A 25292-nucleotide genomic window follows, 5' to 3' on the forward strand; every position below is an offset into this window, starting at 1 on the left:
TAGCCTCCTTTGGTTCGATCGCTATACAACCGTCCCTTGCTCTAACTTGATCCATAGATTCACATGATCAAATCCAGCAACGACTGCTTTTAACAGATGACCTGGATATAAGCTTTCTGCCGGGATTCCTTTGACACAATCGCCTACATTAATAATTCCCAGTGCATCATTAGGTAAGCTCAAAATAATGCCTTGCGGATAGATCACTTCGACAATCCCTTTAACATGATCGCCTACTTTAAACATCTGTTGTGTCTTTTCCCAATCTTTCATATACGGTTTCATTGCTTCCTGCCATACTTCTTCAAATTCAGCAGCAGAGATATCTTTGCGCTCGCCTTGATCCAGATCTTGATCAAACTGCTGATCATACAGGCAGAAATGCAATTCTTCATCTCGTTGACTCGATACAATCCAACGTTCTTCATCTTCGATTACTTCACGCAGTACCGTCTGTTCTTCATTAATCTCAAAATAATAGTTCTCATCATTCTCTTCATAGCTCAAACGGTAATATTCCATAACCTTGATCTACTCCTGACTTTGGGAACGACTGGATTCCTGTACTCCCGCATAATAGAGATTACCCGGATTCAGATCAATCACCACTCTACGTGGCGCTATCAATGAAAATTGATGCTCACAGGTCCATCGCTGTTCTTCATCTTGTCCAATCGTTTCTCCATCCGTAATAATATCGCCTTGTTCATATAGATAATGCGAAATATCCATTAAGAAACCAGCAACTTCATTTGGATTCATATCATAAAAGTGGCACTGCACATCCGGTACACCTAATGCAGCTAATCCACAACTATCCATTACCATCTCTTGACGTTCTTGCTCAGATTGAATATTATACAATCTAATATTCAATGCTCCATACAAATCTTGTCCTTCTTGTAGAGCCGCTAAAAAAGCTGTAGGTTCCATCAATTTATCACTACTACGCCAGTAAATTGCATCACATGGAGCAACTTCAAGTATAGCACGTAATACTTGATTAAATAGCTGTAGCCGTTGCTGATGTGTTAGCCCTCTTGCCATCATATCCGTTAACATGAGTTCATAATCACAGGCTTGAAGCACTTCTGAAGCTTCTGGCCAATGCCATGATTGTTGCAGTGCAGTGGTATATAATTCAGCTTGAGGCTCCATTTCAGAAGGCATCAATACGGTCTGTGCTGGTAAATCTCCATCTTCATAGTGAACCATATGATTGAGATGAAAAAAGTGATAATGATCTCTCGGATCGGCTTCTGCATTGGGATCATCTGTAGGATTTGCTTCCCATACAGCCAGTGCCTCCTGCTCTTCTCCTTGGTCATCTAAAACGGTATGCAGTGGGCCTGTATATTCTTGTACTTTGGCATACAAGGTGTCTCGATCAATAGCTGGCTTCGTACGATATAATAGTTGGGCAGAATATATATCAAAAAATCCAAAATCCTCATCGGCTTGTTCATTTTGTTCGTTATCATCGTATTCGTGTGTACTCATGGTTTATTCTTTCTCCTTTCGCTCAATCGCTCGCTTAACTAGTATTAACCTAATTTTATGTAGACGGCGCACTTATTTAACGATTTAGTTATCATCTTATGTTCGCCTCTTATCATACAATTCCTATGGGTTAACGTAAACCTATGATTTGGCAAGATTGGATTGTAAAGTCTCAAGTATGTTTAAATATACTTATAGGTTAATAGCCAAGGAGGTCATGAATATGATTCATCCCAACACCATTAAAGTAAGACAAGACATCTGGGATTTTGCCCATTCCTTAAATGAAAATGTGATGAATGAGCACAGTCAGCCTGATAAATGGACGATAGCACAGGTGTTAGAACATTTATATCTGATGGAAATGGCAATCACTGCTCGATTGCGAATAAAAGTAGATGAAGAAAATCCTGCTCCTTCTTCTATGCCGTCGATTCCGTTTCATCTTACGCTGGATCGTAATCGTCATACACCTGCCCCATTAGCACTTGTACCCGCAGATAAACATTGTACCTTAATCGAATTGCAGACAAGACTGGTGCGTTCACGAGAACTGTTTACTGAATTGATCGAAAGTATAGATCCAGTGATGCTGGAACATCGCACTATGGATCATCCTATATTCGGGCCACTGACTTTACAACAATGGACTGAATTTATTGGACTTCATGAACAACGACATTTAGAACAAATGCGAGAAATCGAAGCAGAGTTATCTCAATATCACTAATTTACTTTTCCTTCATACTAAATATATACACAAAGCCTTCTCTATAATGGAGAAGGCTTTTTTACATTCACTATTTTCACATTCAATAATAACGGTCTAGGATTGATCTTATTTATTTGATTAAAAGGAAGTGAATGCTGTGTCTATTTGTCCTAATGGATATTCCACGTTAAAATAGATATAGTCTGGTAATGCATTCTATAGACGATAAGGAGACTACACTCATGGACGACAGAATCGCCAAAATTCGTGGCCATATGCAAACGAACGGATTAGATAGCTTATTGATTACTGATCCCAAACACGTATACTATCTCACTGGATTCGCCAGTGATCCACATGAACGCTTTTTAGGGCTTTTTATTCCCGATGGAGACGAAGCCTTTTTATTATTACCTGCACTGGATGAGGACAAAGCTCGTAGCGCTTCTAGCGTATCACGCATAGAGACTCATACCGATACAGATAATCCCTATGTACGTTTGAAAGAATGTGTCAAAGGCAGTATCGGCAATCTAGGTATCGAAAAAGAAAACTTATCGGTAGCGAGATATGAACAATTGTCTGAAGTATTAGAAGCGACTTCGTATCAGGATATTGGTAGTATGCTCAATGCAATGAGATCACGTAAATCACCGGATGAAGTCAAACGAATGAAACATTCGATCCAATTGATTGAAGAAGTATTACGTCGTGGTCTGTCTAGCGTACGTATTGGAGTGACCGAGATTGAATTGGTTGCAGAACTTGAATACCAGATGAAAAAAGTAGGTGCAGAAAAGCCTGCTTTTGATACGATGGTTCTTTCTGGTTCCAATACCGCTCTTCCTCACGGTGTACCCGGTACTCGTAAAATCGCAGCCAATGAACTGTTAATGTTCGATCTAGGATTATTTGCAGACGGATATGCATCTGATATCACGCGTACATTCGCTATTGGGGAACTGGATGCTGAACTGAACAAAGTCTATCATACCGTTCTAGCGGCGAATGAAGCAGCTATTCAAGCGATCAAGCCCGGTGTTACTTTTGCCTCAATTGATAAAGCGGCTCGTGATGTCATTACTGAAGCAGGATACGGTGATCGTTTTGTTCATCGCCTGGGTCATGGACTGGGTATGGATACACATGAATATCCTTCAGTACACGGGCAAAATGAAAATCTATTACAAGAATGTGTATTGTTCACTGTAGAACCAGGTATCTATATTCCGGGTCTTGGTGGCGTACGCATCGAAGATGATGTTATTGTAACTGCTGATGGTGTTGAAGTCCTTAGCTCGTTCCCTAAAGAATTAACCGTTCTCGGGTAAGCGACAGCTACTCTTAATCTATTCAATACGTATAATGAGTACTATTTATTTTCAATATTAAGATCGTTAACTAACACGTTCTATTCAAAAAAGACACGCTACAGATCGTATGACTTGATCTGGTATGCGTGTCTTTTGCTATGAGCTTATTTTGTTCATTCTTGTTCTTGGGTTTGTTCTTCTTTATCTTTGGCAATTTGATAACTAATCATTAATGGCTTATCTTCTTCGGCTACTTTCATACTGCGCGCAAGGTATAAAAATGGTGTTCCTGCTGCTGTCAGTACAAATTTAAGAATATATGTCGTTAAGAAAATTTCAATCCACACTTGCCAGTCGTATACACCTAAGAAAGCAATACTGCAAAATACAAGCGTATCTACAAACGAACTAATCATCGTACTTCCGTTATTACGTATCCATAATTGATGCGGTGCAGGAAATAATTGACGCAACCACGTATACAGACGTACATCTAGAAATTGACTGATTAGATAAGCAGATAGACTGGCTACTACCAATGTAGGTAATTGATCGAAAATAGTCGTTAAGGCGACTTGTGCATTATCTGCATCTTCAATTCCAGAAACTTTGAAAGTCAAAGCCATTTTCATAACAATCGTCGTCATAATTAAAGTGAAAAATCCAAACCAAACCGCTTTGCGCGCTACTTTCGGTCCAAATCGTTCGTTCAATAGATCACTTGCTAGATACATACTGACATACATCGTATTACCTAGTGTTGTTGCTATCCCGAATAATTCAATCGTTTTAATAACTTGAATATTCGCTAATACTGTAGCAACCCCGATCCAAGCATACATCCCTTTAATCCCAAATAATCGATAACATAATGTAAACAAACCATAATTAACGATAACAAATAAAATACCCCACCATATATTAAACATGACCTTTTCCCCCTAGTTTTGATAACGCGGGATGGTTACGAACCGCGGATCAATCACTGAAAACCTGTTTTACTTTATCATATGAGCAAGCAAGCTGCCAACTATTATCACTAATTTTTCCATAAATGATATGTCATTATCGATATGGATCTTCTTTTGAATTGAAAATAACAGTCGTCATATCAACGCAAACACTCCAATAAAGCCCAAAAAGTCTACTCCTTATTCATAATGATAAGGAATAGACTTTTGAATGTTTATCTGTTATTCAATGTACACTTCAATAGATTAATATTTATGAATTATGAAGCTTCCGCAGTATCGAGATCACGATCTGGTTGGTTGTAAACGTCTTTGTTTTGTTCTTTCAACCATTTACTGCTGAGTACACCTGAAGTCATCGAACCACTAACATTCAGTGCTGTACGTCCCATATCGATTAAAGGCTCTACAGAAATCAACAATCCTGCTAAAGCTACTGGTAGATTCATGGTAGATAATACGATCAACGCTGCAAATGTCGCTCCACCACCAACCCCAGCTACACCCAAAGAACTAACCGTTACCACTGCAATTAATGTCAAAATAAACTGCCAGTCTAACGGATTCACGCCTGCCATTGGTGCAATCATAATCGCAAGCATTGATGGATAAATACCTGCGCAACCATTTTGCCCGATAGTAGCTCCAAAGCTCGCAGATAAGTTAGCAATCCCTTCCGATACACCTAACTTTTTTGTTTGCGTTTCTACATTCATCGGGATCGTCGCTGCACTAGAGCGAGAAGTAAATGCAAAAGTAAGTGTTGGAATAATTTTTTTCACATATTGAATTGGATTAAGACCTGAGATCGCTAGAATGATGAGATGAACAACAAACATTGCAATCAAAGCCACATAAGAAGCCAGTACAAAGTTAATCAATTTCAGTATTTCTTGACCACTTGTCGTGGCAACCATTTTGGCGATAAGCGCTAGAATACCATAAGGGGTTAAGCGTAGAATAATGGTGACCATTTGCATCACTACTCCGTAGATCGCTCCCATCATACTCTGGAACATTTCACCTTGTTTTGGATTTTTGCGTATAAGACCCAGTGCTGCAACTCCAACAAAAGCGGAGAAAATGACGACTGCTAATGTAGAAGAACGACGAGATCCTGTCATATCTGCAAAAGGATTAGTCGGAATAAATTCTAGTAACTGTGCAGGCAATGACATATCTTCGACATCACCTAGACGTTCTTGCAATATCACGCCACGTTGTTGTTCAGCTTCACCTGCTGGAATATCCAGAGCCGTTAGATTGAATCCAAGTGCTACTGTAATTCCTATCGCTGAAGCAATCGCTGTCGTAAATAACAATACACCTATAATAGAACCACTGATTTTACCAAGATTTTGCTTACCACTTAGCTTCAGGATCGCCATAATGATCGAGACCATAATCAGTGGAATAACAACCATTTGAAGTAACCCAACATAGCCACTACCTATCAGATCGAACCATTCCATCGAATCTGAAATGACTTCTGAATCCGGGCTATAAATCCATTGCAATACTACGCCGTATGCAATCCCCAGAATCAAGCCAGTAAATACTCTCTTTGTAAATGAAATATGCTTTTTCTGCATCCAACCTAATAAAACAATCAGTAATACCAGAACAGCTATATTCACAATAACTAGCAAAACATTCATTTTGACACCCCTTTTGATATATATGTAGTGACCTGAATATTGAGTCGCATTTCATTTTAGCATAATGTCGAGTAAACAGGTAGGGTTATTTGTAAGATAGTTTTAATATGTATTTTCTACATTTTTTGCACTTTTTATAGAAAAAAATTAGGTTTATGACTAATTAAATGAAAAAATACCTATTCAAACAGTGGTCGATTGATATAATATAGATAATTATTTGAATCTTTTTACTCAGTACTTTAAGATCATATACGCAATTATTCATGTCATATTTACAGGAAAACCTGTTGAAATAGGATGAATACCGGGAGGAGTCGAATAAATATAGTTCTTTTTGCTTAAAATATTCAAAATACTGTACACGTTGCTTCGTATTTCGATGGGAATCAGATAAGACTCTGTGTCACATTTTGTCACGTCGCTAAAAGTTTGATTATATCTGTAGATAGCTACATGTTGGATGAGAGAAAAGTAACTGTTTTTCAAGTATGGGAAGGGGCAAGTTTGCATGTTTAGAATCAATCAATTTATCAGTCGTAAAATTATGGTGACGTTCGCTGCACTGATAGTAGCAGTATGTATTGTACTCAGTCTTTTCTTTTTCTTTATGACTCAAAGAGTAATTAATCAAAATGTAGTTCCTCAATTCCGTCAGGTCTTGAATATTGCGATGGATGGTATTATCAAAGGCATGGACAGCACACAAGCTATGCAAGCCGCTCAGGGAAACAGTGGCGAAATTATGAAAATCGAAACATACTTAGAAACCCAACTTCAAGCTTACCAACTAGATAACCTATACTTACTTCGAATTGAAGATACCAAAGCTGTTGTAGAAGCAGTAGCCAATAGCTCCAAAAATTTCAAAGATAAACAAGAAGTTCAACTAAGCGACAATATCAATAAAGCGATGACTGATGGCAAACTGTTAACAGATCTTTATCAGACCGATGCTGGTTCTACAGTTACCTACTATTATCGTGTACCCGGTAGTTCGGTAATTGTAGCAGCGAGTATGGATGCTAGCTTTGTAAATAGCATTATTTCGAATCTGATCTGGACTACAGTGATTGTAGCTATTGTTGCTCTTGCCGTATGTCTATGGGTCGCTTACAAATTTAGCCGTAAAATCACCCTTCCACTTGCACGTCTTGTTCGTCATACTCGCCTCGTTGCAGAAGGTAATTTACAACAAGATATCAAAATGACAGGTAATGATGAGATTGCTCAATTAGCTCGTGGATTCCGCTTAATGACCGAAAATTTACGTACGATGGTGCATCAAGTCTTAGATAGCTCAGATAAAGTAGCTGTCGGTACAGAAGCGTTAACTACACGATTAAATAAAATGCAACATATGGTCGATCAATCGGTTCAATCCGTGACTAGTATTGAATCCGGTAGTGAAATGATTGCTAATACGACTTCTGAAAATGCACGAGCGATGGAAGAAATCACAACCGGTATCCAGCATATCGCTTCATCTACAGCTGAAATTTCAGAACAAATCGGTGATGCTTCAGATAGTGCAATCACTGGTAACCAAATGGCTCAACAAGCAGTCACTCAAATGGGATCTGTTGAAAAAGCCGTTATGGACACCAAATTATCTGTACAAACATTAATCGAACGTTCGGAATCGATCAGTGAGATTCTGGTAGCAATGAGCGATATCACCAAACAAATCCGTATGCTTTCCCTGAATGCTTCGATTGAAGCAGCTCGTGCAGGCGAACATGGTCGTGGCTTCGCAGTCGTCGCTCAAGAAGTAGGCAAGCTTGCTGAACAATCTCGTGCATCTACCTACGAGATCGAAGAAGCACTCGAATCAATTCGTCAAGAATCTCAAAAATCCACCGAATCGATGGATAGTGTGACTAATGAAGTGAAATCAGGAACAGAATTAGTACAACAAGCAGGTGATGCATTCAATCGTTTTGTTGAAATGATGCAACTAGCGAACCAAACGGTTCAATCTGCTTCAGCGGCAACTCAAGAAATCTCAGCCGGTTCTGAAGAAGTCAGTGCTTCTGTAGATGAAACTGCCGAAATCACTCACAAATCCCTGACCAACGTCAAAGCAATCGCCAAAAACGCTGACCGCCAATCCGGCGAAATGCTAGCCTACGTCGAAATCATGCGCGAACTCAACAACGAAGCCCTATCCCTACAAAACATCGTCAGCAAATTCAAAATCTAACTCCATCTCATATCCCATTCCATACTTAAAACATTCCCAAGCCAGTATAGCTCACCCGAGTCTATACTGGCTTTCTTCATACTAATACCGCTACCTACTTTTTTTCATAATTCTCCTGCTTTCACTACTCTCCTCAAAAAGTCACATCCTTCCTATTCCTTTACTAATCCCTACCACAATCTCTTGTATCCTTACCTCTTAAATTTATCTTTTTTACTATTCACCTTTCCCTTCGCCAATCCACCACTTCATCATCCTTAAACTTCCTAACCAATCTAATCTCTTCTCGCACTTCTTACTAACTACTCTTTTCTACTCCTCCCTCCCCTGGGACTAGGATTGCCTCCCTAACCACAGTTGCGGAGGGGATCGGTTCTTCTGAAAGAGCGTAGCGCTCGCCTTTGTAAAGGAATACCTACCGCCCAGCGGTTATTCAAGGGATTCCTTTACAACAGCGACGACAAGAAGAACCGATCCCCGCAGCTCTCCCACCACTCCCCCTTCAATCCTTCCCCCTTATATTTTCATAATGTTTGGTTTACAATAAGAAAGCAGGCTATTTATCATCTTTTTTGATAAAAATCTGTTAATGATGAGTACAAACGGAGGAAGAATCATGCTTTTTATTGATAATCAGGGAATTCACGATCCAACCATCAATCTGGCAATCGAAGAATTTGTACTGAAACATTTGCCAATGGATGATAGCTACCTGCTTTTTTATATTAACGAACCCTCGATCATTATCGGTAAACATCAGAACACGATCGAAGAGATTAACGCTGAATATGTCAAAGAAAACAATATTCATGTGGTACGTCGTCTTTCCGGTGGTGGAGCAGTGTATCACGATCTAGGCAACTTAAGTTTTAGCTTTTTGACCAAAGATGACGGTCAATCGTTCCATAATTTCCGTAAATTTACCCAGCCTGTTGTCGAAGCATTGCACCAATTTGGCGTAAATGCCGAATTATCAGGACGTAACGATCTTCAAGTGGGCGAACGCAAAATTTCGGGAAATGCTCAATTTTCGACACGTGGACGGATGTTTAGCCATGGTACACTGATGTTTGATTCAGAACTGGATAATGTGCAATCTGCGCTTAAAGTGAATCCAGAAAAGTTCAAATCAAAAAGCACCAAGTCAGTACGCAGTCGTGTCGCTAATATTACTGAATTTTTGGAAAGACCTTTAACCATGGATCAATTCCGTGACGATATTTTGCGTCATATTTTTGGTGTAGAACCTTCAGAAGTTCCTCAATATGTACTGACAGAAGACGATTGGAAAAAAATCCATGAAATCTCGGCGGAACGTTATCGTAATTGGGATTGGAATTATGGTCAATCACCAGAATCCAATATCAAGCACACTCGCAAATTCCCTGTAGGGATTATTGATCTACGTATGGATATCAAAGATGGTCATATTCATGAGATCAAAATCTATGGTGACTTTTTCGGTATAGGTGATGTGGCTGATATTGAAAACAAATTACGTGGTCAGCGTTATGAAGAGAGTGCCGTTCAGACTGCTTTGGCAGGTACAGATATTAAGCACTATTTTGGAAATATTGAATTAGAAGAGTTTGTGGGATTGGTATTTTTGCAAGACTAGAATGAGATAGATAAAAGGAGAGTTACCTACATGTATAAATTAATCGCCATCGATATTGATGATACACTGATCAACGATAATAAAGAAGTTACACCGGCTACACAGACGGCCCTAGAACAAGCTGTCGCTAAAGATGTGGTTGTTACACTAGCAACAGGTCGTGCGTATGCATCTGCTCAAGCTATCGCTCGTCAAACAGGTCTTAATGTACCGATCATTACGTATCAAGGGGCTTTAGTCAAAAACTTGATGGATGAAAAAGTACTGTATGAGCGTTATGTGCCGATCGAAGCTGCTCGTAAATTATTCGAATATTGCATCGAACATAATTTGCATTTGCAAACCTATATTGATGATAAATTATATGCTCGTGAAGTGAATCAACATTTGATTGATTATGCAACTTTGAATGGTACTCAGTATCATATCGAACCGGATTTCAACAAATTGATCGAGCAACCTACACCTAAGATGCTAATTATTGATGATCCTGCATTCTTGGACGAATTACAACCGATCTTACGTGAATTGCTTGGCGATAATGTTCATATTACCAAGTCCAAACCTCAATTCCTTGAAATTATGCACAAAGAAGGAACCAAAGGCGCAGCGCTTACTTTCCTTGCTGATTATTTCAATTGTGATCTAAAAGATGCAATTGCTGTAGGCGATTCATGGAACGATCATGAAATGTTAGAAGTTGCAGGTCTAGGTGTAGCGATGGGTAATGCCATTCAACCGCTCAAAGATATCGCTGATTATATTTCAGCTAGCAATAACGAAGACGGTGTTAAAGAAGTGATTGAGAAATTTATTCTTAACGCTTAATCTGTAATAGCTACCAAAGAAGCACCTTGCCAAGGAGTATAGGATCATCTGCGTAATATATGCTAGATAATCCTATACTCTTCGGAAGGTGCTTTTTTACATACTCTTCATTTATCTATTTTTCATCTGATCCAATGCTTCCAGATACAAGACTTGCAAAAACTTTTTGATACTGACTTTGCTTTTACCATCATCCCGTTCTTCATCAATCTCTTTCATTTTGGCACGAATATCTTCAAAGTCAAAATAAAGCGGAGCATAATGTTCAAACTTAGGATTGCCGTAGTCGGTCAGCCCTATTGATGCTAAATGATTAAGTGCAGTCGTGACTGTTCTTCTGATACGTTGCTCAATCGCCTTAGCTTCTTTATCCACTTCACGCGGCGTATGCTTATAACGGCCAGCTGCGGCTTCATACAATTGTCGCAGCGGTGGGAATGAACCCGGTTTTCCCTGCTGTTCAAGTAATATTTCCATAATCGCTGTCAAATCACCACAACCGGATTCGCCAACAATGCCTAGATTCATATAAATCGGTCGCACCATATCATCTACAGTTCGTGGTTTTATTGATGTGGAAGACGCCGTATTGGGCGAGAGCTGACTGAGTGTATCGAGTTTGGACAAAGAAGATTTTAACTCATTCAAATAGTGCTTAATCTCTGTATGCTCGGTCACTCGGGAAAGAACAGATTCAACTTCAATACGGTTAATAGGCTTTCGAATAAAAAATTCAATCCCAGATTGATAAGCTTCGCCAACCATTTCTTGATTTTCGATCTGTGAGATCATCACGTATTTGCCATGATAACCTTGACGCTTCAATTGCATAATCGTTTCTAATCCATCTTGATCGGGCATCAACCAATCGATTAAGACCACATCAGGATGTGTCTCCAAAATAATACGTGTACCTTCTTCTCCACCTCGCGCTGTACCGATCACTTCGCCAAGCTGACTTTCTTTGATGATATTCTCAAGCATAGCACGAGTTGCTGGATCATCATCTACAATACAAAAAGATAAAGCCATCTTATTCCCCCTTTTTCAACAATAACGTTGGTAATTTCACTTCAAAAATCGTCTGCCAAACTGTATTTTCTGCTTCTTGTAGTTGGATCGTTCCTCCTAGCGAACATACAATATCATGCACATGAGAAAGCCCTATTCCTGTAGCTGCGCTTCCACCTTGAGCGAACTTGGTCGTAAAACCAGGTTCAAAAATCAATTCACGTGCTTGCTGGTCGATCCCTTTACCCGAATCATAGACAGTGAGTATCGTATCTTGCCCTTGTTCCCACACACTCACTTCGATCGAACCAGTTCCGCCTAACGCTTCAACAGCATTGGATGTCAAATTATTCAGTATCGTCAGTAATGGAATATATTCAGAAGTAATATAATTCAATTCTAAGCGAGCTGTAAACGTCACTTTTTTTGCTAACATTGTCGCATATTTGCGATTACCTCTTATGGTATAATCCAGTATTTCAAATAGGGATAAAGCAGTCTGTGATTTTTGATCAAATAATTTGAGCAATCCAGCGGCTATACGTTGAGAGTCTTTTTTGACTTCATGTATTTCCTGGGTAATGCTCAGTTGCCTTTGACTATACTCGGTTAGACCTTCACGCTTCATATCCATATATAAGCGGTAACTACTGCTGGTTAGATGCTCGATCGTATCCATCGATTTGCGTAAATAAAACACTTCACCATATAGACCCGCATTTACAGCTAACATCTGTTCCATTCGCTTTTTCTGTTCACTATGAAGAGCACGAATCTGGCTCACCGAGATACTGCTATATAATCCTGTTGTAAAAAAGCCACGAATCACAGCGACTAGAAAAATATAGCCCCATGTTGCTGGAATCATAATCTCACTACCTGTAAGAATCCAGCGACAGATCATCTCAATCGTATTAGAGCCAAAATCAATACAAGCGGTTACTCCACTTAGCAGCAATAGGTTCATTCGGGTTAATCGACTTTGAATACAAAACATACCAATCGCAAACGTCATATAATACAAACCTGCTGATGTATGCACACGTGCACTCTCATCTATAGAGAATAGATGCGGAGCCGAAATAAAGTCCAACATCATACGAAAAACAACCACTGTTAAAGCTGTAAATATCCCTGTTCGCAAATACGGAAGCCGATTCATGAGTAGCATCAATAATAGAAAAGCACTACCACCTAGACCAATCCGAAATAGATCACCTTGTACTGGATTGATTTTGAATTCACCGGCCACTGCTGTACCGATCGCTACAGTAAGCATCTGGATTTTTTCATTTTTAAAAAAAGTCGCCATCCGTCCTTCCGCTCCTCTGGAACTGGTTTCTGCTGCGACTTGATGATAGGACAATGCATACTTAAGTTTGTTCCACATTCGGTAAAAAGGTTTATGAAATTGTTTATATGGTATCATACATTTTCCCTTTCAGGCTGTATACTTTTACAAATCGATAACAAATCTTGATTTCACATACCAAAAACCGGCTTCCCTGCGGAAACCGGTGATTTACATCGTCGATATCTTTGCCGAATTTAAGCTGTTTTTGTTTCTAATCGTTTGGAAATTAGCGATAGTGCATAATTGATCACAAAGTAGATCACAGCGATCAATAATAAGATCGGAATCGGATAATTAGAGTTTTGTCCCATAATAATCTGTGCATTGTGTACCAATTCGGCTAACGAAATAATAACTGCTAATGAGGTATCTTTGAGAAGCGAGATAAATTGACTCACTAATGGTGGAACCATTTTACGTAATCCTTGAGGCAATACAATATGCCATAACGTTTGCATTTGCGTAAGCCCTGAAGAACGTGCAGCTTCTACTTGTCCTTTGGGAACCGATGTTAGCCCTGCACGAACAATCTCTGAGATCATCGAAGCTTCGAAGGCAGTCAGCGCTACAATAGCACCAAAGGTAATCGTCATTTTGATCCCAATCTCTGGCAAACCGAACTGTACAAACAAAATAATAAGCAATAATGGCAAATTACGCAAGACTTCAACAATAACCATTAATATCGGTGATAAAATGGGGACTCTTGCATAGCGAATCGTTCCTACAATACAACCAATCACAAAGCTAAGTATAATCGCGATAAAGGCGACAAAAAGTGTTATTTTCAGCCCTTCCATAAGAAAGCGCAAGTTATCCGGTGAATATGCTCCTATGAAATCCATCAATTGCCCTCCTTTGGTTCATCTGACTCTGACTTCTGAGGTCTATCTTCATTCGATTAGGGTAGAAGAAATTATGAATTTTTCGCCCATTTACGTTCCAATACAGAAGCCCCATAACTCATTGGTAATGTCAGTACAAGATAGAACATCGCTGCAAAGATATAAGTACTGAAGATGACATACGTTTCGCTACTGATTTTGTCTGAGAAGTACATCAGATCAAGACCCGCTACGATTGTAAGTACTGAAGAGTTTTTGATCAAATTGATAAACTGATTGCTAAGCGGCGGAATGACTAGCTTAATCGCTTGTGGCAAAATCACATGAATCATCGTCTGGATATACGTCATTCCCGCAGATCGTGCAGCTTCGGATTGCCCTTTAGGAACCGATTGAATTCCTGCCCGGATTGCTTCAGCTATAAAGGCTGATGTGTATACCGTTAAGCCTAATGTTCCTGCGGCAAAACCATCTAATTTGACACCGATCGAAGGAAGTCCCCATGAGAAAAATAAAACGACGATCAAAATAGGAATATTTCGTATAAATTCAACATATGCTGTACCGAACCATTGCAATAGCTTTACACCGCTAATTCGGAAAATAGCAATTACTGTTCCTAATAAAAAGCTACCGATCAATGCCAATACGCTCGCTTTGATTGTATTTAGAAAACCTTCCAAATATAAAGGGAAATACTCGGTGAGAATCGAAAAGTCCAACATATTTTCTGTACCTCCTTAGCCTGTGTATACATGATCAAACAAAAAAGGTAGGCAACGATTGCCGGTTGCCCACCTTCTGTATGCATTACTAATGATCGCTTGAACAGATCACGATTTAGGTTGTTGGCTCTTTACCAATCCATTTTTTATAAATCTCATTATATGATTTGTCAGCTTTCATATCTGTCAGTGCTTTGTTGATCGCTTCAACAACTTTGGTTTCCCCTTTTTTCACAGCGATACCGTAAGGCTCATCTGTAAATGGTTTACCCACAACTTCATAACCAGGATCTTGTGCAGACATACCATATAGAATCGCATCATCGGTAGTTAAAGCATCACCTTTACCTGCTTTAAGTGCATTAAATGCATCTTGATAATTATCAAATTCCAATACTTTGACACCCGGTACTTTTTCTTCAATATTTTTGATTGATGTTGCACCTTTAGAAGCAAGTACTGTTGTATCTGCGGTTACATCTTCAATGCCTTTGATCGGGCTACCTTTTTTCACTAACAATGATTGTCCCGCTTGGAAATAAACATCCGAGAAATCAACTTCTTTTTTACGCTCATCGGTAATCGTCATCGTTGCAATAACCATATCGATATCACCATTATTAAGCATCGGAATACGTGTTTTGGATGTTACTTCTTTGAACTCCACTTTGCTTGCATCACCTAAAATACTTTTTGCTAAAGCATGAGCTATATCAATATCGAATCCTTCTACATCACCTGTAGATGGGTTTTTGAGACCGAATAATTTAGTATCGTATTTTACGCCTACGATCAATTTATCACGTTCTTTAATTTGATCTAATAATGCGTTAGAACTTGCTGTAGAAGAGGACGTTGGCTTGGTTACGCTACATGCTCCCAGTACTGTAACAATAGCTACCATACATGCTAACAACATCGCTAATTTTTTAACATTGTATCTTTTTTGATTTTTCATAAGTAAATCCCCTTTTCTTTTTTTATATTGGTGGATATAAATAACAGAATTAGTGATTCAATAAACGACTCAAGAACAATTGAGCACGTTCTTCTTTGGGAGCGGAAAAGAATTCTTCCGGCGTGGCTTCTTCTACAATTTTGCCTTGATCCATAAAGATGACGCGGTCTGCGACTTCGCGAGCAAATCCCATTTCATGAGTAACTACAACCATCGTCATTCCTTCCCGGGCGAGTGCTTTCATTACATCAAGCACTTCACCAACCATCTCAGGATCTAAGGCAGAGGTTGGTTCATCAAACAGCATAATTTCGGGTTTGACAGCAAGTCCTCTAGCGATAGCAACACGCTGTTGCTGTCCGCCTGATAATTGTGAAGGATACGCATTTGCTTTTTCGGCGATACCGACTTTTTCTAAATAATACATAGCGGTCTCTGCGGCTTCAGCTTTGGATACACCTAATGCTTTGATCGGCGCGAGGGTAATATTATCAATTACTTTTTTATGAGGGTATAAATTAAAATGCTGAAAAACCATACCGATTTTGCGACGTAACTTATTGAGGTCTGTTTTGCGGTCATCTACCCTTACATTGTTCACAGTTAATTCTCCACTACTTGTATCTTCAAGACGGTTGATACATCGTAGCATTGTACTTTTACCAGAACCGGAAGGTCCGAGTACAACAACTACCTCTCCTTGTTTGACATGAAGGTTAATTCCAGTCAACACTTGAAAATCTCCATAGAACTTGTTAACTTCATGGAAGGTAATCATTATATTCCTCCTTTTAAATTCCATAAATAGTATATATTATATTTCTCTTGTTAGTTATACTTACATTTTATATAATCTTAACCTACACCTATGTAAAACTACATAATCCTACAAGAAATTATTTTAAATTTCTGTTTTATTCTAAATAATGATCCTAAAAATGCAAATAAACCGATAGACAATCTATCGGTTCATGCTGGTTATGCTATATAAGTGTAATCGCAATATCGTTATTATTCGGATAGTAATGAAGAATAATTGCCCAGATCGACTGTCATGCCTGTGCGAGCTACACTGATACTTGGAGCCAGGTTCAAATCTTCACGCAAATCCACATAATGAGACATATGTGTATAGATCGTTTCCGAAGGAACCACTTCATCTACCAATTCAGCCGCTTCACGCATATCGTATACAGAACGAGTAGCATATTCTGTTTCTTCATGTACAAAGCTTGTTCCCAAAATCAACAAGTCTAACATATGCAGAGGCTTCTTCTGTGTGTCATTTAGTCCTATCGCATCCGGGCAATACACCCATGCAAAATCATTTTTTTCAAAATGATACGCATAAGAATAACCGTTATGTCCGTGATGTACTTTCCATGGAGTAATACTCCAGCCATTGAGTTCCATTCCTTGATCGTTTGCTATAAATTCAATATGACTGCTAATCCATGGAAATTGCTTGCTGATCATATCCAAAACTTCTTGTGGGGCAAATAATCTCCCTTTTAATTGTTGCCACTTACAAGCATCTGCCCATTCAGGTAAACCACCGATATGGTCAAAGTGTGCATGCGTCACAACAATATCGGTGATATCTGCACGGCGATTAATCATTTCCATCTGTGTGCGCCAATCAGGCCCACAGTCTATTAAGAAATCTCCCCCGATTCCTTCGACAAGCACAGAAGAACGCAGACGGCGATTCATTCCACCACTTCGTGCTTCTTCGCATACGGTACACTCGCAGTATACTCTAGGTACTCCCATTGCATCGCCTGTCCCCAAAAATGTTAATCGATCTACTCTTCCGTTCATTATTATATTCTCTCCTTGAGCGTTGCTATCTAATATCGTACAGTATATCATTTTCTTGTATCTTTCGACATATTAATCGTGACCTTTGACTTAGTTAAAAAGGTAAGGTATTTAGTCCTTGTTCTGCTTTTACCCACAAAAAAACTTCTTTAAGCGTGAAATAAGCTCCACGTAAAGAAGTTTTTTGTATTTACCACTGAATAAAATCTATTTCTACTATTTTATATGCCAGCTAGAACCTGATACCATATTCCACGACTAGAATATAGATTTTTCCGTACTTCACTCCAACCACCTAGATAATCGATATTAAATAATCCTTTAGGTGTAGGATACTCACTTACGTGTTTTGCCATCACCTGTTCATTAACCGGGCGAAATCCATGCTTTGCAAATACTTCTTGAGCTTCAGGTGTCCATAAGTAAGCAAGAAAAGCTTCAGCCACTTTACGTGTGCCATGCTCATCAACATATTGGTCTACAACAGCTGCTGGATTTTCAATAAGTATTGTATCATCAGGTATAACCACTTCATACTTAGCCCCTTGTGCCATCCGTGCTAACAATTCATTTTCATACGTTACAATCACATCGCCCACACCATATTCAAATGCCGCCATAGATGCACGTCCACTTTTATCCAAGGACTCTACATTTTGATGTACAGCTTGTAAAAAAGCTTTGGCTGCTACAGGATCTTTTTTGCCTTCATCTCGTTCGGATTGCTTGAGTCCTGCACCGTAGATCGCATTAATATCCCATTGTGCCCCACCTGATGTTTTGGGATTAGGATACAATACTTTGACATCGGGCTTGGTCAGATCGTTGAAACTATGAATACCGAGTGGATTCCCTTCACGTGTGCCTAATACAACAATAGAGCGTGTGATCATTCCTTTATGCGGCTCGTCTCTCCAGGTATCTTTGACTAGCCCTGCTTTGACTAATTTATCAATATCGCCTTCAAGCGATAATAAGGTCACATCCGCTTCAAATCCACCTGCAATAGCACGGGCTTGTGTACCGGAAGCTTCGTACGATTCTTGGAATTTTACATTTTGCCCTGTTTTGGCTTTCCATTCAGCTTGAAATTTGGGTAAAATTTCTCCGACTGCATCTTTAGCCACACTGTACGCACCGATCACGAGTGTAATATCTTTGCCATCATTAGATACGGCACTGGCTGAAGCTGTAGATTCGGTATCACTTTGATTACCACATGCAGATAAGATCACACTTACTACAAGCAATACAGACAGCAACATCCCATTACGCTTTATCCTCATATTCAAACGATTGTTTTTCAAGCCCAATCCCTTCCTTTCCCACGTTCACAGAACGGGCTGAGATCCTTTGGTTAAATAAACATTGATAAGGTATCTTGTTTGAGACGATTTTCAGCTATCCAGCTTTCCTGATCATTAAATAGATATGCCCGATGCACCATCACATGTACTGATTGTCCAATTTCTAATGTTTCTTTTTCCAGTGAACGATATGTGATCAATGAATGCTGGCCGACCTGTACTTCGACCAACCACTGACTGCCGCGAAAATGTAGATGTTTTACGGTTCCTTTCTCTGTAGCAGATAAGAAAGGGAACTCGCTAGCATGTCCCACTTCAATATATTCAGGACGAATCAAGGCATGAATACCTGGATGAGATTGTTCATGGTCAAATCCTTTTAGTAAAGAAACTTCATCAACAATCGTAGATTCTCCAATAAATGAAGCTACAAAAGGTGTGGATGGTTGTTTGTAAATATCCCACGGTGTTCCTTTTTGCTCTAATCGACCACCATTAATAATCATAATCTCATCAGCCACTTCTATCGCTTCATCCTGATCATGGGTGACAAAGATCGATGTAATGCCAACCCGTTCAATCAATTCACGAAGCCATGTACGTAGTTCTTGCCGAATCTTGGCATCGATCGCTGCAAATGGTTCATCCAACAACAATAATTGAGGTTCAGGGGCAAGAGCTCTGGCAAAAGCCACCCGTTGTCGTTGTCCACCGGATAACTGATGCGGATAACGATGTTCAAATCCAGCTAACCCTGTCAGTTCTACTAATTCCTGCACACGTTCTTTGATCGCAGGCTTTTTCATTTTTTTTACCGTCAGACCAAAAGCGATATTATCGAAGACCGTCATATGTTTGAACAGCGCATAGTTTTGAAAAACAAAGCCAATCTCACGTTCTTGGGGAGGCAATTGATTGACTTTTTGTCCGTGAAAAATAATATCTCCACTATCCGGTGATTCCAATCCAGCTAACATACGTAAGATCGATGTTTTACCTCCACCACTTGGACCTAACAATCCGATCAAATGACCTTTTTGTACATTGAAGCTAACATCTTGTACAGCGTGAAATTGTCCGAAATGCTTATCCAAATTACGAACTTCCAGATGCATACTCAGTGCACTCCCTTTCTCTTTTTGGCGCGTTCCATTAACAATAATAACCCTACCGAGAATATAGCCAACACCAGTGCAACCCCATTTGCAGCTGTTACATTAAAGTTCTCCATATCTTGATACACCAGCGTCGTGGCTGTTTGTGTTTTGTTAATGATATTGCCTGACACTACCAATACCGCTCCAAATTCACCTAGAGAGCGTGCAACTGTCAAAATCGTACCGTAAATCACAGCCCAGCGAATCGAAGGCCATGTGACTTTCCAAAACGTTGTCCAACTATACGCTCCAAGTGTAGAAGCCGCTTCTTCTTGATCATTTCCCAGTTCTTGTAGCACAGGCATCACTTCACGTACCATCAATGGGAACGTTACAAATAGTGTTGCAATCACCATACCGGGAAAGGCATAGACTACTTTAAATCCAATCTGTTCAAAAAATGTACCGATAACGGTATCTGGCCCTAACAGCAATACAATCATTAATCCTCCAATAACAGGTGAAACAGCATACGGTAAATCGACAATACTATTGAATAATTGTCTGACTCTACGGCTTAGCCATGTCCCGCGTACCAGATAGATCCCCATCATGATTCCGAATAGACCATTTAAAATTGTTACAACTAATACAATCAATCCAGTCATCATTAATGCATGTCTGGCTTCAGGGCGACTCAGTGCAGCAATAAAACCGCTTGTCCCTTTATCAAAAGCTCCTGTCGCAAGTACAGCTAATGGAATCAAGATCAATATGCTAAATACAATCCATGTGAGTGGAATCCAATATTTTCTCATTAGCGTGTTCTCCTTGTCTGTACTGCATTAATCAGCCAAAGGATAAGAAACGATAATGTCAATAAAATAACAGAAATAGCGGCTGCTCCAGCTTCGTTATCACTTTCTACTTCACCAAAAATATACACAGAAGCTGTCAATGTACGTCCGGGAATATTACCTGCCACCAGTACAACAGCTCCAAATTCAGCCAATGCTCTAGAGAAAGCTAACATCGCTCCACTAATAATGCCTGGAGACATAGATGGCAATATCACGCGAAAAAAAGTATCTCTTTTAGAAGCTCCTAACGTATACGATGCTTCTTCAGCAGAATGATCCATTTCTTCCAGTAGTGGCTGTATTGCTCGAATTACAAATGGAAAGGTTACAAACACCATCGCTATAATAATCGCTGGTTGGTGAAAAACGAACTGAAATCCTAAAGTATCTGCTAATTTGCCCATCCAACTGTTCGGCCCTAACAACACCAGAATCATCAGTCCACCTACAGCTGTTGGCAAAGCAAATGGCAAATCAACAATACTGTTCAACAAAGATTTCCCGGCAAAATCATAACGTACTAATACCCAGGCAGACATTGTACCGATCAACACATTAATCACTGTAGCAATTAAGGCTAACTTTAATGTCAATAGCACAGCTTTCCAAGCAATAGGATCACTGATATTCTGTACGAATGCTGCCCAACCTTCTGAAAATGAGTTCACATACACGCCTGCAATCGGTAGTACAATCAATAGTAGAAAATACAATAATACGGTCGAGCGAAATCCCCAAGTCCATCCTTTATGACGCAGCAATGTACGATTCACGATATGACTCCTTTGCTTTAACCTTTTTTTCCTATTAGTATACTCGGCTTTAAATCTTAGCAATACTTTAGCAAATTGTCATACCTACCGTCAATTGAAAGAGTACTTTTTGTCAAAATGATTAATAGTCCTCAATCTACTGATATGATAAGCATTCTGTTGAAAACGGGTAATAGAGAAGTAGACGGTTGTTTAAGTGGTACTCTAATTTCAAATATATTTTTGTGATATTTTGTCTATATATGTAAAATAACAATCGTTGAATACCCAATTTGAAAAAAAGCATAGAAAGAAGGAATAATGGATGCTATATACCTTACCGATCTCAACCAGTAAACGTGATGAAATGAGAGATATTACGCGTGACGTCTCTTCTTTAATTTCTCAAAGTGGAGTCAAAGAAGGCATTGTTGTCGTCTATTGCCCGCATACAACAGCTGGAATAGCTATCAATGAAAATGCCGATCCCGATGTAAAGCATGATGTAATTATGCGACTCGATGAAGTGTACCCGTGGGAACATCCCAAATACCGTCATATGGAAGGCAATACTGCTTCTCATCTCAAATCGATCACTACCGGCCCTTCCCAAACGATTATTATCCAAGAAGGTCGGATGCTACTTGGACGCTGGCAAGGGATTTACTTCTGTGAATTTGATGGTCCACGTAAACGTGAATATATGGTCAAAATTATAGCAGGTTAACTTAAAAAGGCGATGTATCCATCGTATGCGTTCGTGGATACATCGCCTTTTTAAATCATATACAACTTTTACGATTTTACTATAGGAGTTTACCGTTTTGACAAGGGAAAGCCTTAAAGTATGCAGATACTTTTGAGCTTGATCTGAATAGCTCACCTTATCTTGATCCATATACGCAATCATTTCATTGTCCCTTCACAGTACACGACATAGTGTCTTGACATGGGCAACTACAGCAGGCTTAATATCATCGTAGCCTACACGATCTTGAATATAATACGAGATAAAGCCATGAATCGATAAAAATAAACTCAGCGGAATAGTATTCATTTCTTCCCTCGTATGATCTGATGCGGTCATCGATTGACGAATGATTGACGCAAATAAATCAAAACATCGTGCTTGTTCTGCCCGGCAATAACTCAGTAATTCTTCATCACGAGTCATAAACATAATCTCATACTGATGCGCATTGTCTAAGCCAAAACGAATAAACTCGATAAGCAACAACTCTACTTTGGACCATTCCCCGTGTTCAGGCTGATCTTTAACTTCTCGAAACAAAAAGCATAAATGATCAAAGTCTTCCATCACGATCGCATAAAACAGCTCTGCTTTTTCTTTAAAGTGATAATATAACGAACCATGGCTATACCCCAAATGTTGACCAATACTCCGCATTGAAATTGCCCGATATCCTTTGGTGACGAACAGATGTCTGGCAGCTTCGAGAATTCTTTCTCTGGATAATTCTTGTTCTACCGCTCTTCGTGCCATGATTACGATTCTCCTTCAAGCATTTTGCATAGTCTGATTCAAAATGCAGCTTCGATAAAGTAACGCTGTTCACCTTCAGTGATCACAGACTGTCCTTGCGTGACATCTGTAATCCATGCTTTGAATGCTTCGGCTTCGCTTGCTACAGGCAAACAATTCACAATCACCTTATCGGTAAAATCCGTTTCGGCTGTGCGAATACCGCGATTACGCAATTCGTTTTCGACTTTGCCGAGCCAGGTGTAATCCAATTCTACTGCAACTTCTTGATGAAGTATACGAGTAATTGCTTCACCTGCTTCAATAGCCGCTACAGCGCCGTCGGTATAAGCCCGAATCAACCCTCCTGCACCTAACATAATTCCCCCAAAATAACGGGTAACTACAATCGCTACATCTTGAAGTTGCTGATTCTTGATCACCTCCAAAATGGGTTTCCCTGCTGTACCGCTAGGTTCTCCATCGTCCGATTGCCGCTGTATCTCTCCTCGTGAACCGATCAGATATGCCGAACAATTATGAGTAGCATTCCAGTGTTGCTTTTTAATGCGTTCTATAAAAGAAACTGCTTCTTCTTCTGTCTGTACAGGCATAACATGCCCTAAAAAACGAGATTTTTTAATAACAATCTCTTTGACACCTTCTTGCTTGACTGTGCGATAACGTTCAGGTTTGTCCATTTTAATCCCCACTTTATTGATAAGACACTGCCCTATTCTGCTTTGATTTAATAGGTATGTACCAGACAGAATAGTTCATGTGTTTCCAAAGATATAATACACTATATTTAAGTATCAAGAAAGCAGCCCCCTGACATTACTGTCAAAGAACTGCTTTCTCGTATTGATTTATTCTATTTTAACTTAAAGTGACTTATTCGGAAAGTCTTGCTTCAAGTTCTGCTTTTTGTTTTTCAAATCCTGGTTTACCTAGCAATGCAAACATATTCTTTTTGTAAGCTTCTACGCCTTCTTGGTCAAATGGATTCACACCTGACAAGTAACCGCTGATACCGCAAGCTTTTTCAAAGAAGTAGACAAGGTATCCGAAAGAATACGGTGTTTGATCTTCGATATTCACGATCAAGTTAGGTACTTGACCATCTGTGTGTGCAAGTAGTGTACCTTGGAATGCTTTTTTGTTGACGAAATCAAGTGTTTTACCTGTTAAGAAGTTCAAGCCATCCAAGTCATCTGGATCAGATTCGATCGTAATGTGGCTAGCTACATTTTCAACTTGTACAACCGTTTCGAAAATGTTACGGCTACCATCTTGGATAAATTGACCCATAGAGTGCAAGTCTGTTGAGAAATCTACAGCTGCTGGGAAGATACCTTTAAAGTCTTTACCTTCACTTTCGCCGAATAGTTGTTTCCACCATTCAGATACAAAGTGTAAGGAAGGCTCATAGTTTACCAAAATTTCGATAGCTTTACCTTTACGGTACAATGCGTTACGCACGGCTGCATACTGGTAGCTTTCGTTTTCAGCAACATTAGGATTACTGTATTCTTTCGCTGCATCTGCTGCACCTTGCATCATTTCTTCAATATTGATACCTGCTGTAGCGATTGGTAACAATCCTACTGGAGTCAATACAGAATAACGTCCACCTACATCATCAGGAATCACGAATGTTTCGTAACCTTCTGCATCAGCCAATGTTTTCAAAGCGCCTTTTGCACGGTCAGTTGTTGCATAGATGCGTTTTTTTGCTTCTTCTTTACCATATTTTTTCTCTAGTTCTGCACGGAAAATACGGAAAGCGATCGCTGGCTCTGTAGTTGTACCTGATTTGGAGATTACATTGACAGAGAAATCTTTACCTTCAATATTTTCTAGCAATTGGTTTACATACGTAGAACTAATATTGTTACCTGCGAAATAAATTTCAGGCGTTTTACGTTTGTCTTTAGGTAGTGTGTTATAGAACGAATGAGTTAACATTTCGATCGCTGCACGAGCACCTAGATAAGAACCACCGATACCGATAACGATTAGTACTTCAGAATCGCTTTGAATTTTTGCTGCTGCTTTTTGGATGCGAGCAAATTCTTCTTTATCGTAAGCTGTAGGCAAGTCAATCCATCCTAAGAAATCAGAACCTGCGCCTGTGCCGTTATGCAATTGTTCGTGAGCCAAACGAATCGGCTCTGCAAAATAATCCACTTCGTGTTGAGCGACAAAAGAAAGAGCGTTACTGTAATCAAATTTAACTGTTTTAGCCATAATATTGTTACCCTCCCAAAATAAAT

24 protein-coding genes are annotated in these 25292 nt (G+C 39.5%); 6 read left to right on the plus strand and 18 right to left on the minus strand.

Annotation, left to right across the window (positions count from 1 at the left end; translation table 11 throughout):
* Positions 1–21 precede the first annotated feature (21 nt).
* A complete protein-coding gene (locus RCP16_RS13050; protein ID WP_069327194.1) occupies positions 22–522 on the minus strand; it encodes a hypothetical protein in 501 nt (166 codons plus the stop codon).
* A gap of 9 nt (positions 523–531) precedes the next feature.
* Positions 532–1500, minus strand: a complete 969-nt coding sequence (locus RCP16_RS13055; RefSeq protein WP_308640482.1) for a DUF4261 domain-containing protein — start codon at positions 1498–1500, stop codon at positions 532–534.
* A 223-nt stretch (positions 1501–1723) separates the two neighbouring features.
* Here RCP16_RS13055 and RCP16_RS13060 point away from each other — a divergent pair, with 223 nt between their 5' ends.
* Entirely contained in the window at positions 1724–2230 is a 507-nt protein-coding gene (locus RCP16_RS13060) for a DinB family protein (protein ID WP_069327192.1), read from the plus strand.
* Positions 2231–2454: 224 nt separating this feature from the next.
* On the plus strand, positions 2455–3543 hold the full coding sequence (locus RCP16_RS13065; RefSeq protein WP_069327191.1) for a M24 family metallopeptidase: 1089 nt from the start codon (positions 2455–2457) through the stop codon (positions 3541–3543).
* 155 nt (positions 3544–3698) lie between these two features.
* Here RCP16_RS13065 and RCP16_RS13070 read toward each other — a convergent pair whose 3' ends face one another.
* Positions 3699–4454, minus strand: coding sequence for a queuosine precursor transporter (locus tag RCP16_RS13070; protein ID WP_273593482.1), 756 nt, complete (start codon positions 4452–4454; stop codon positions 3699–3701).
* Positions 4455–4756: 302 nt separating this feature from the next.
* Positions 4757–6154, minus strand: a complete 1398-nt coding sequence (locus RCP16_RS13075; protein ID WP_308640483.1) for an L-cystine transporter — start codon at positions 6152–6154, stop codon at positions 4757–4759.
* Positions 6155–6665: 511 nt separating this feature from the next.
* Here RCP16_RS13075 and RCP16_RS13080 point away from each other — a divergent pair.
* From RCP16_RS13080 to RCP16_RS13090, 3 genes are all read left to right on the plus strand, one after another.
* Positions 6666–8357, plus strand: coding sequence for a methyl-accepting chemotaxis protein (locus tag RCP16_RS13080; protein WP_308640484.1), 1692 nt, complete (start codon positions 6666–6668; stop codon positions 8355–8357).
* 616 nt (positions 8358–8973) lie between these two features.
* Positions 8974–9975, plus strand: a complete 1002-nt coding sequence (lplA, locus tag RCP16_RS13085; RefSeq protein ID WP_308640485.1) for a lipoate--protein ligase — start codon at positions 8974–8976, stop codon at positions 9973–9975.
* A gap of 30 nt (positions 9976–10005) precedes the next feature.
* Positions 10006–10803 carry a Cof-type HAD-IIB family hydrolase gene (locus tag RCP16_RS13090; protein WP_308640486.1) on the plus strand — a complete coding sequence of 266 codons (798 nt, stop codon included), beginning with the start codon at positions 10006–10008 and terminating at the stop codon, positions 10801–10803.
* Positions 10804–10914: 111 nt separating this feature from the next.
* Here RCP16_RS13090 and RCP16_RS13095 read toward each other — a convergent pair whose 3' ends face one another.
* The 11 genes from RCP16_RS13095 to cysT form a co-directional block, all read right to left on the minus strand.
* The gene (locus tag RCP16_RS13095) at positions 10915–11835 is read right to left on the minus strand and encodes a response regulator (RefSeq protein WP_308640487.1); all 921 of its coding nucleotides are present in this window, start codon (positions 11833–11835) and stop codon (positions 10915–10917) included.
* A 1-nt stretch (position 11836) separates the two neighbouring features.
* Positions 11837–13204, minus strand: coding sequence for a sensor histidine kinase (locus RCP16_RS13100; protein ID WP_308640488.1), 1368 nt, complete (start codon positions 13202–13204; stop codon positions 11837–11839).
* 158 nt (positions 13205–13362) lie between these two features.
* Positions 13363–14013 carry an amino acid ABC transporter permease gene (locus RCP16_RS13105; RefSeq protein WP_204825178.1) on the minus strand — a complete coding sequence of 217 codons (651 nt, stop codon included), beginning with the start codon at positions 14011–14013 and terminating at the stop codon, positions 13363–13365.
* Between the two features lie 71 nt (positions 14014–14084).
* The gene (locus RCP16_RS13110) at positions 14085–14738 is read right to left on the minus strand and encodes an amino acid ABC transporter permease (protein ID WP_069327183.1); all 654 of its coding nucleotides are present in this window, start codon (positions 14736–14738) and stop codon (positions 14085–14087) included.
* A 115-nt stretch (positions 14739–14853) separates the two neighbouring features.
* Positions 14854–15696 (minus strand): glutamate ABC transporter substrate-binding protein, encoded by an 843-nt coding sequence (locus tag RCP16_RS13115; protein ID WP_308640489.1) that lies wholly within the window; start codon positions 15694–15696, stop codon positions 14854–14856.
* Between the two features lie 49 nt (positions 15697–15745).
* Entirely contained in the window at positions 15746–16474 is a 729-nt protein-coding gene (locus RCP16_RS13120; RefSeq protein WP_069327181.1) for an amino acid ABC transporter ATP-binding protein, read from the minus strand.
* A 233-nt stretch (positions 16475–16707) separates the two neighbouring features.
* Positions 16708–17517, minus strand: coding sequence for an MBL fold metallo-hydrolase (locus RCP16_RS13125; protein ID WP_308640490.1), 810 nt, complete (start codon positions 17515–17517; stop codon positions 16708–16710).
* A gap of 221 nt (positions 17518–17738) precedes the next feature.
* Positions 17739–18803: a sulfate ABC transporter substrate-binding protein gene (locus RCP16_RS13130; RefSeq protein WP_308642484.1), complete on the minus strand. Its 1065-nt coding sequence runs from the start codon at positions 18801–18803 to the stop codon at positions 17739–17741.
* A 71-nt stretch (positions 18804–18874) separates the two neighbouring features.
* Positions 18875–19939 carry a sulfate/molybdate ABC transporter ATP-binding protein gene (locus RCP16_RS13135; RefSeq protein ID WP_069327179.1) on the minus strand — a complete coding sequence of 355 codons (1065 nt, stop codon included), beginning with the start codon at positions 19937–19939 and terminating at the stop codon, positions 18875–18877.
* A gap of 2 nt (positions 19940–19941) precedes the next feature.
* Positions 19942–20739: a sulfate ABC transporter permease subunit gene (locus RCP16_RS13140; protein ID WP_069327178.1), complete on the minus strand. Its 798-nt coding sequence runs from the start codon at positions 20737–20739 to the stop codon at positions 19942–19944.
* Positions 20739–21554, minus strand: coding sequence for a sulfate ABC transporter permease subunit CysT (cysT, locus tag RCP16_RS13145; protein WP_069327177.1), 816 nt, complete (start codon positions 21552–21554; stop codon positions 20739–20741). Before cysT ends, RCP16_RS13140 begins: the two co-directional genes overlap by 1 nt.
* 304 nt (positions 21555–21858) lie before the next feature.
* On the opposite strand from cysT, the gene RCP16_RS13150 reads away from it, so the two are divergent.
* Entirely contained in the window at positions 21859–22260 is a 402-nt protein-coding gene (locus RCP16_RS13150) for a secondary thiamine-phosphate synthase enzyme YjbQ (RefSeq protein WP_069327176.1), read from the plus strand.
* A 195-nt stretch (positions 22261–22455) separates the two neighbouring features.
* On the opposite strand, the gene RCP16_RS13155 is transcribed toward RCP16_RS13150, so the two are convergent.
* The 3 genes from RCP16_RS13155 to RCP16_RS13165 form a co-directional block, all read right to left on the minus strand.
* A complete protein-coding gene (locus tag RCP16_RS13155; RefSeq protein WP_069327175.1) occupies positions 22456–23037 on the minus strand; it encodes a TetR/AcrR family transcriptional regulator in 582 nt (193 codons plus the stop codon).
* Between the two features lie 38 nt (positions 23038–23075).
* Positions 23076–23717 carry a YigZ family protein gene (locus tag RCP16_RS13160; RefSeq protein ID WP_308640491.1) on the minus strand — a complete coding sequence of 214 codons (642 nt, stop codon included), beginning with the start codon at positions 23715–23717 and terminating at the stop codon, positions 23076–23078.
* A gap of 193 nt (positions 23718–23910) precedes the next feature.
* On the minus strand, positions 23911–25266 hold the full coding sequence (locus RCP16_RS13165) for a glucose-6-phosphate isomerase (RefSeq protein WP_069327173.1): 1356 nt from the start codon (positions 25264–25266) through the stop codon (positions 23911–23913).
* Between the last annotated feature and the right edge of the window lie 26 nt (positions 25267–25292).

Origin of the sequence: Paenibacillus nuruki (assembly GCF_963311185.1) — a bacterium.
Classification (GTDB): Bacteria; Bacillota; Bacilli; order Paenibacillales; family Paenibacillaceae; genus Saccharibacillus; species Saccharibacillus nuruki.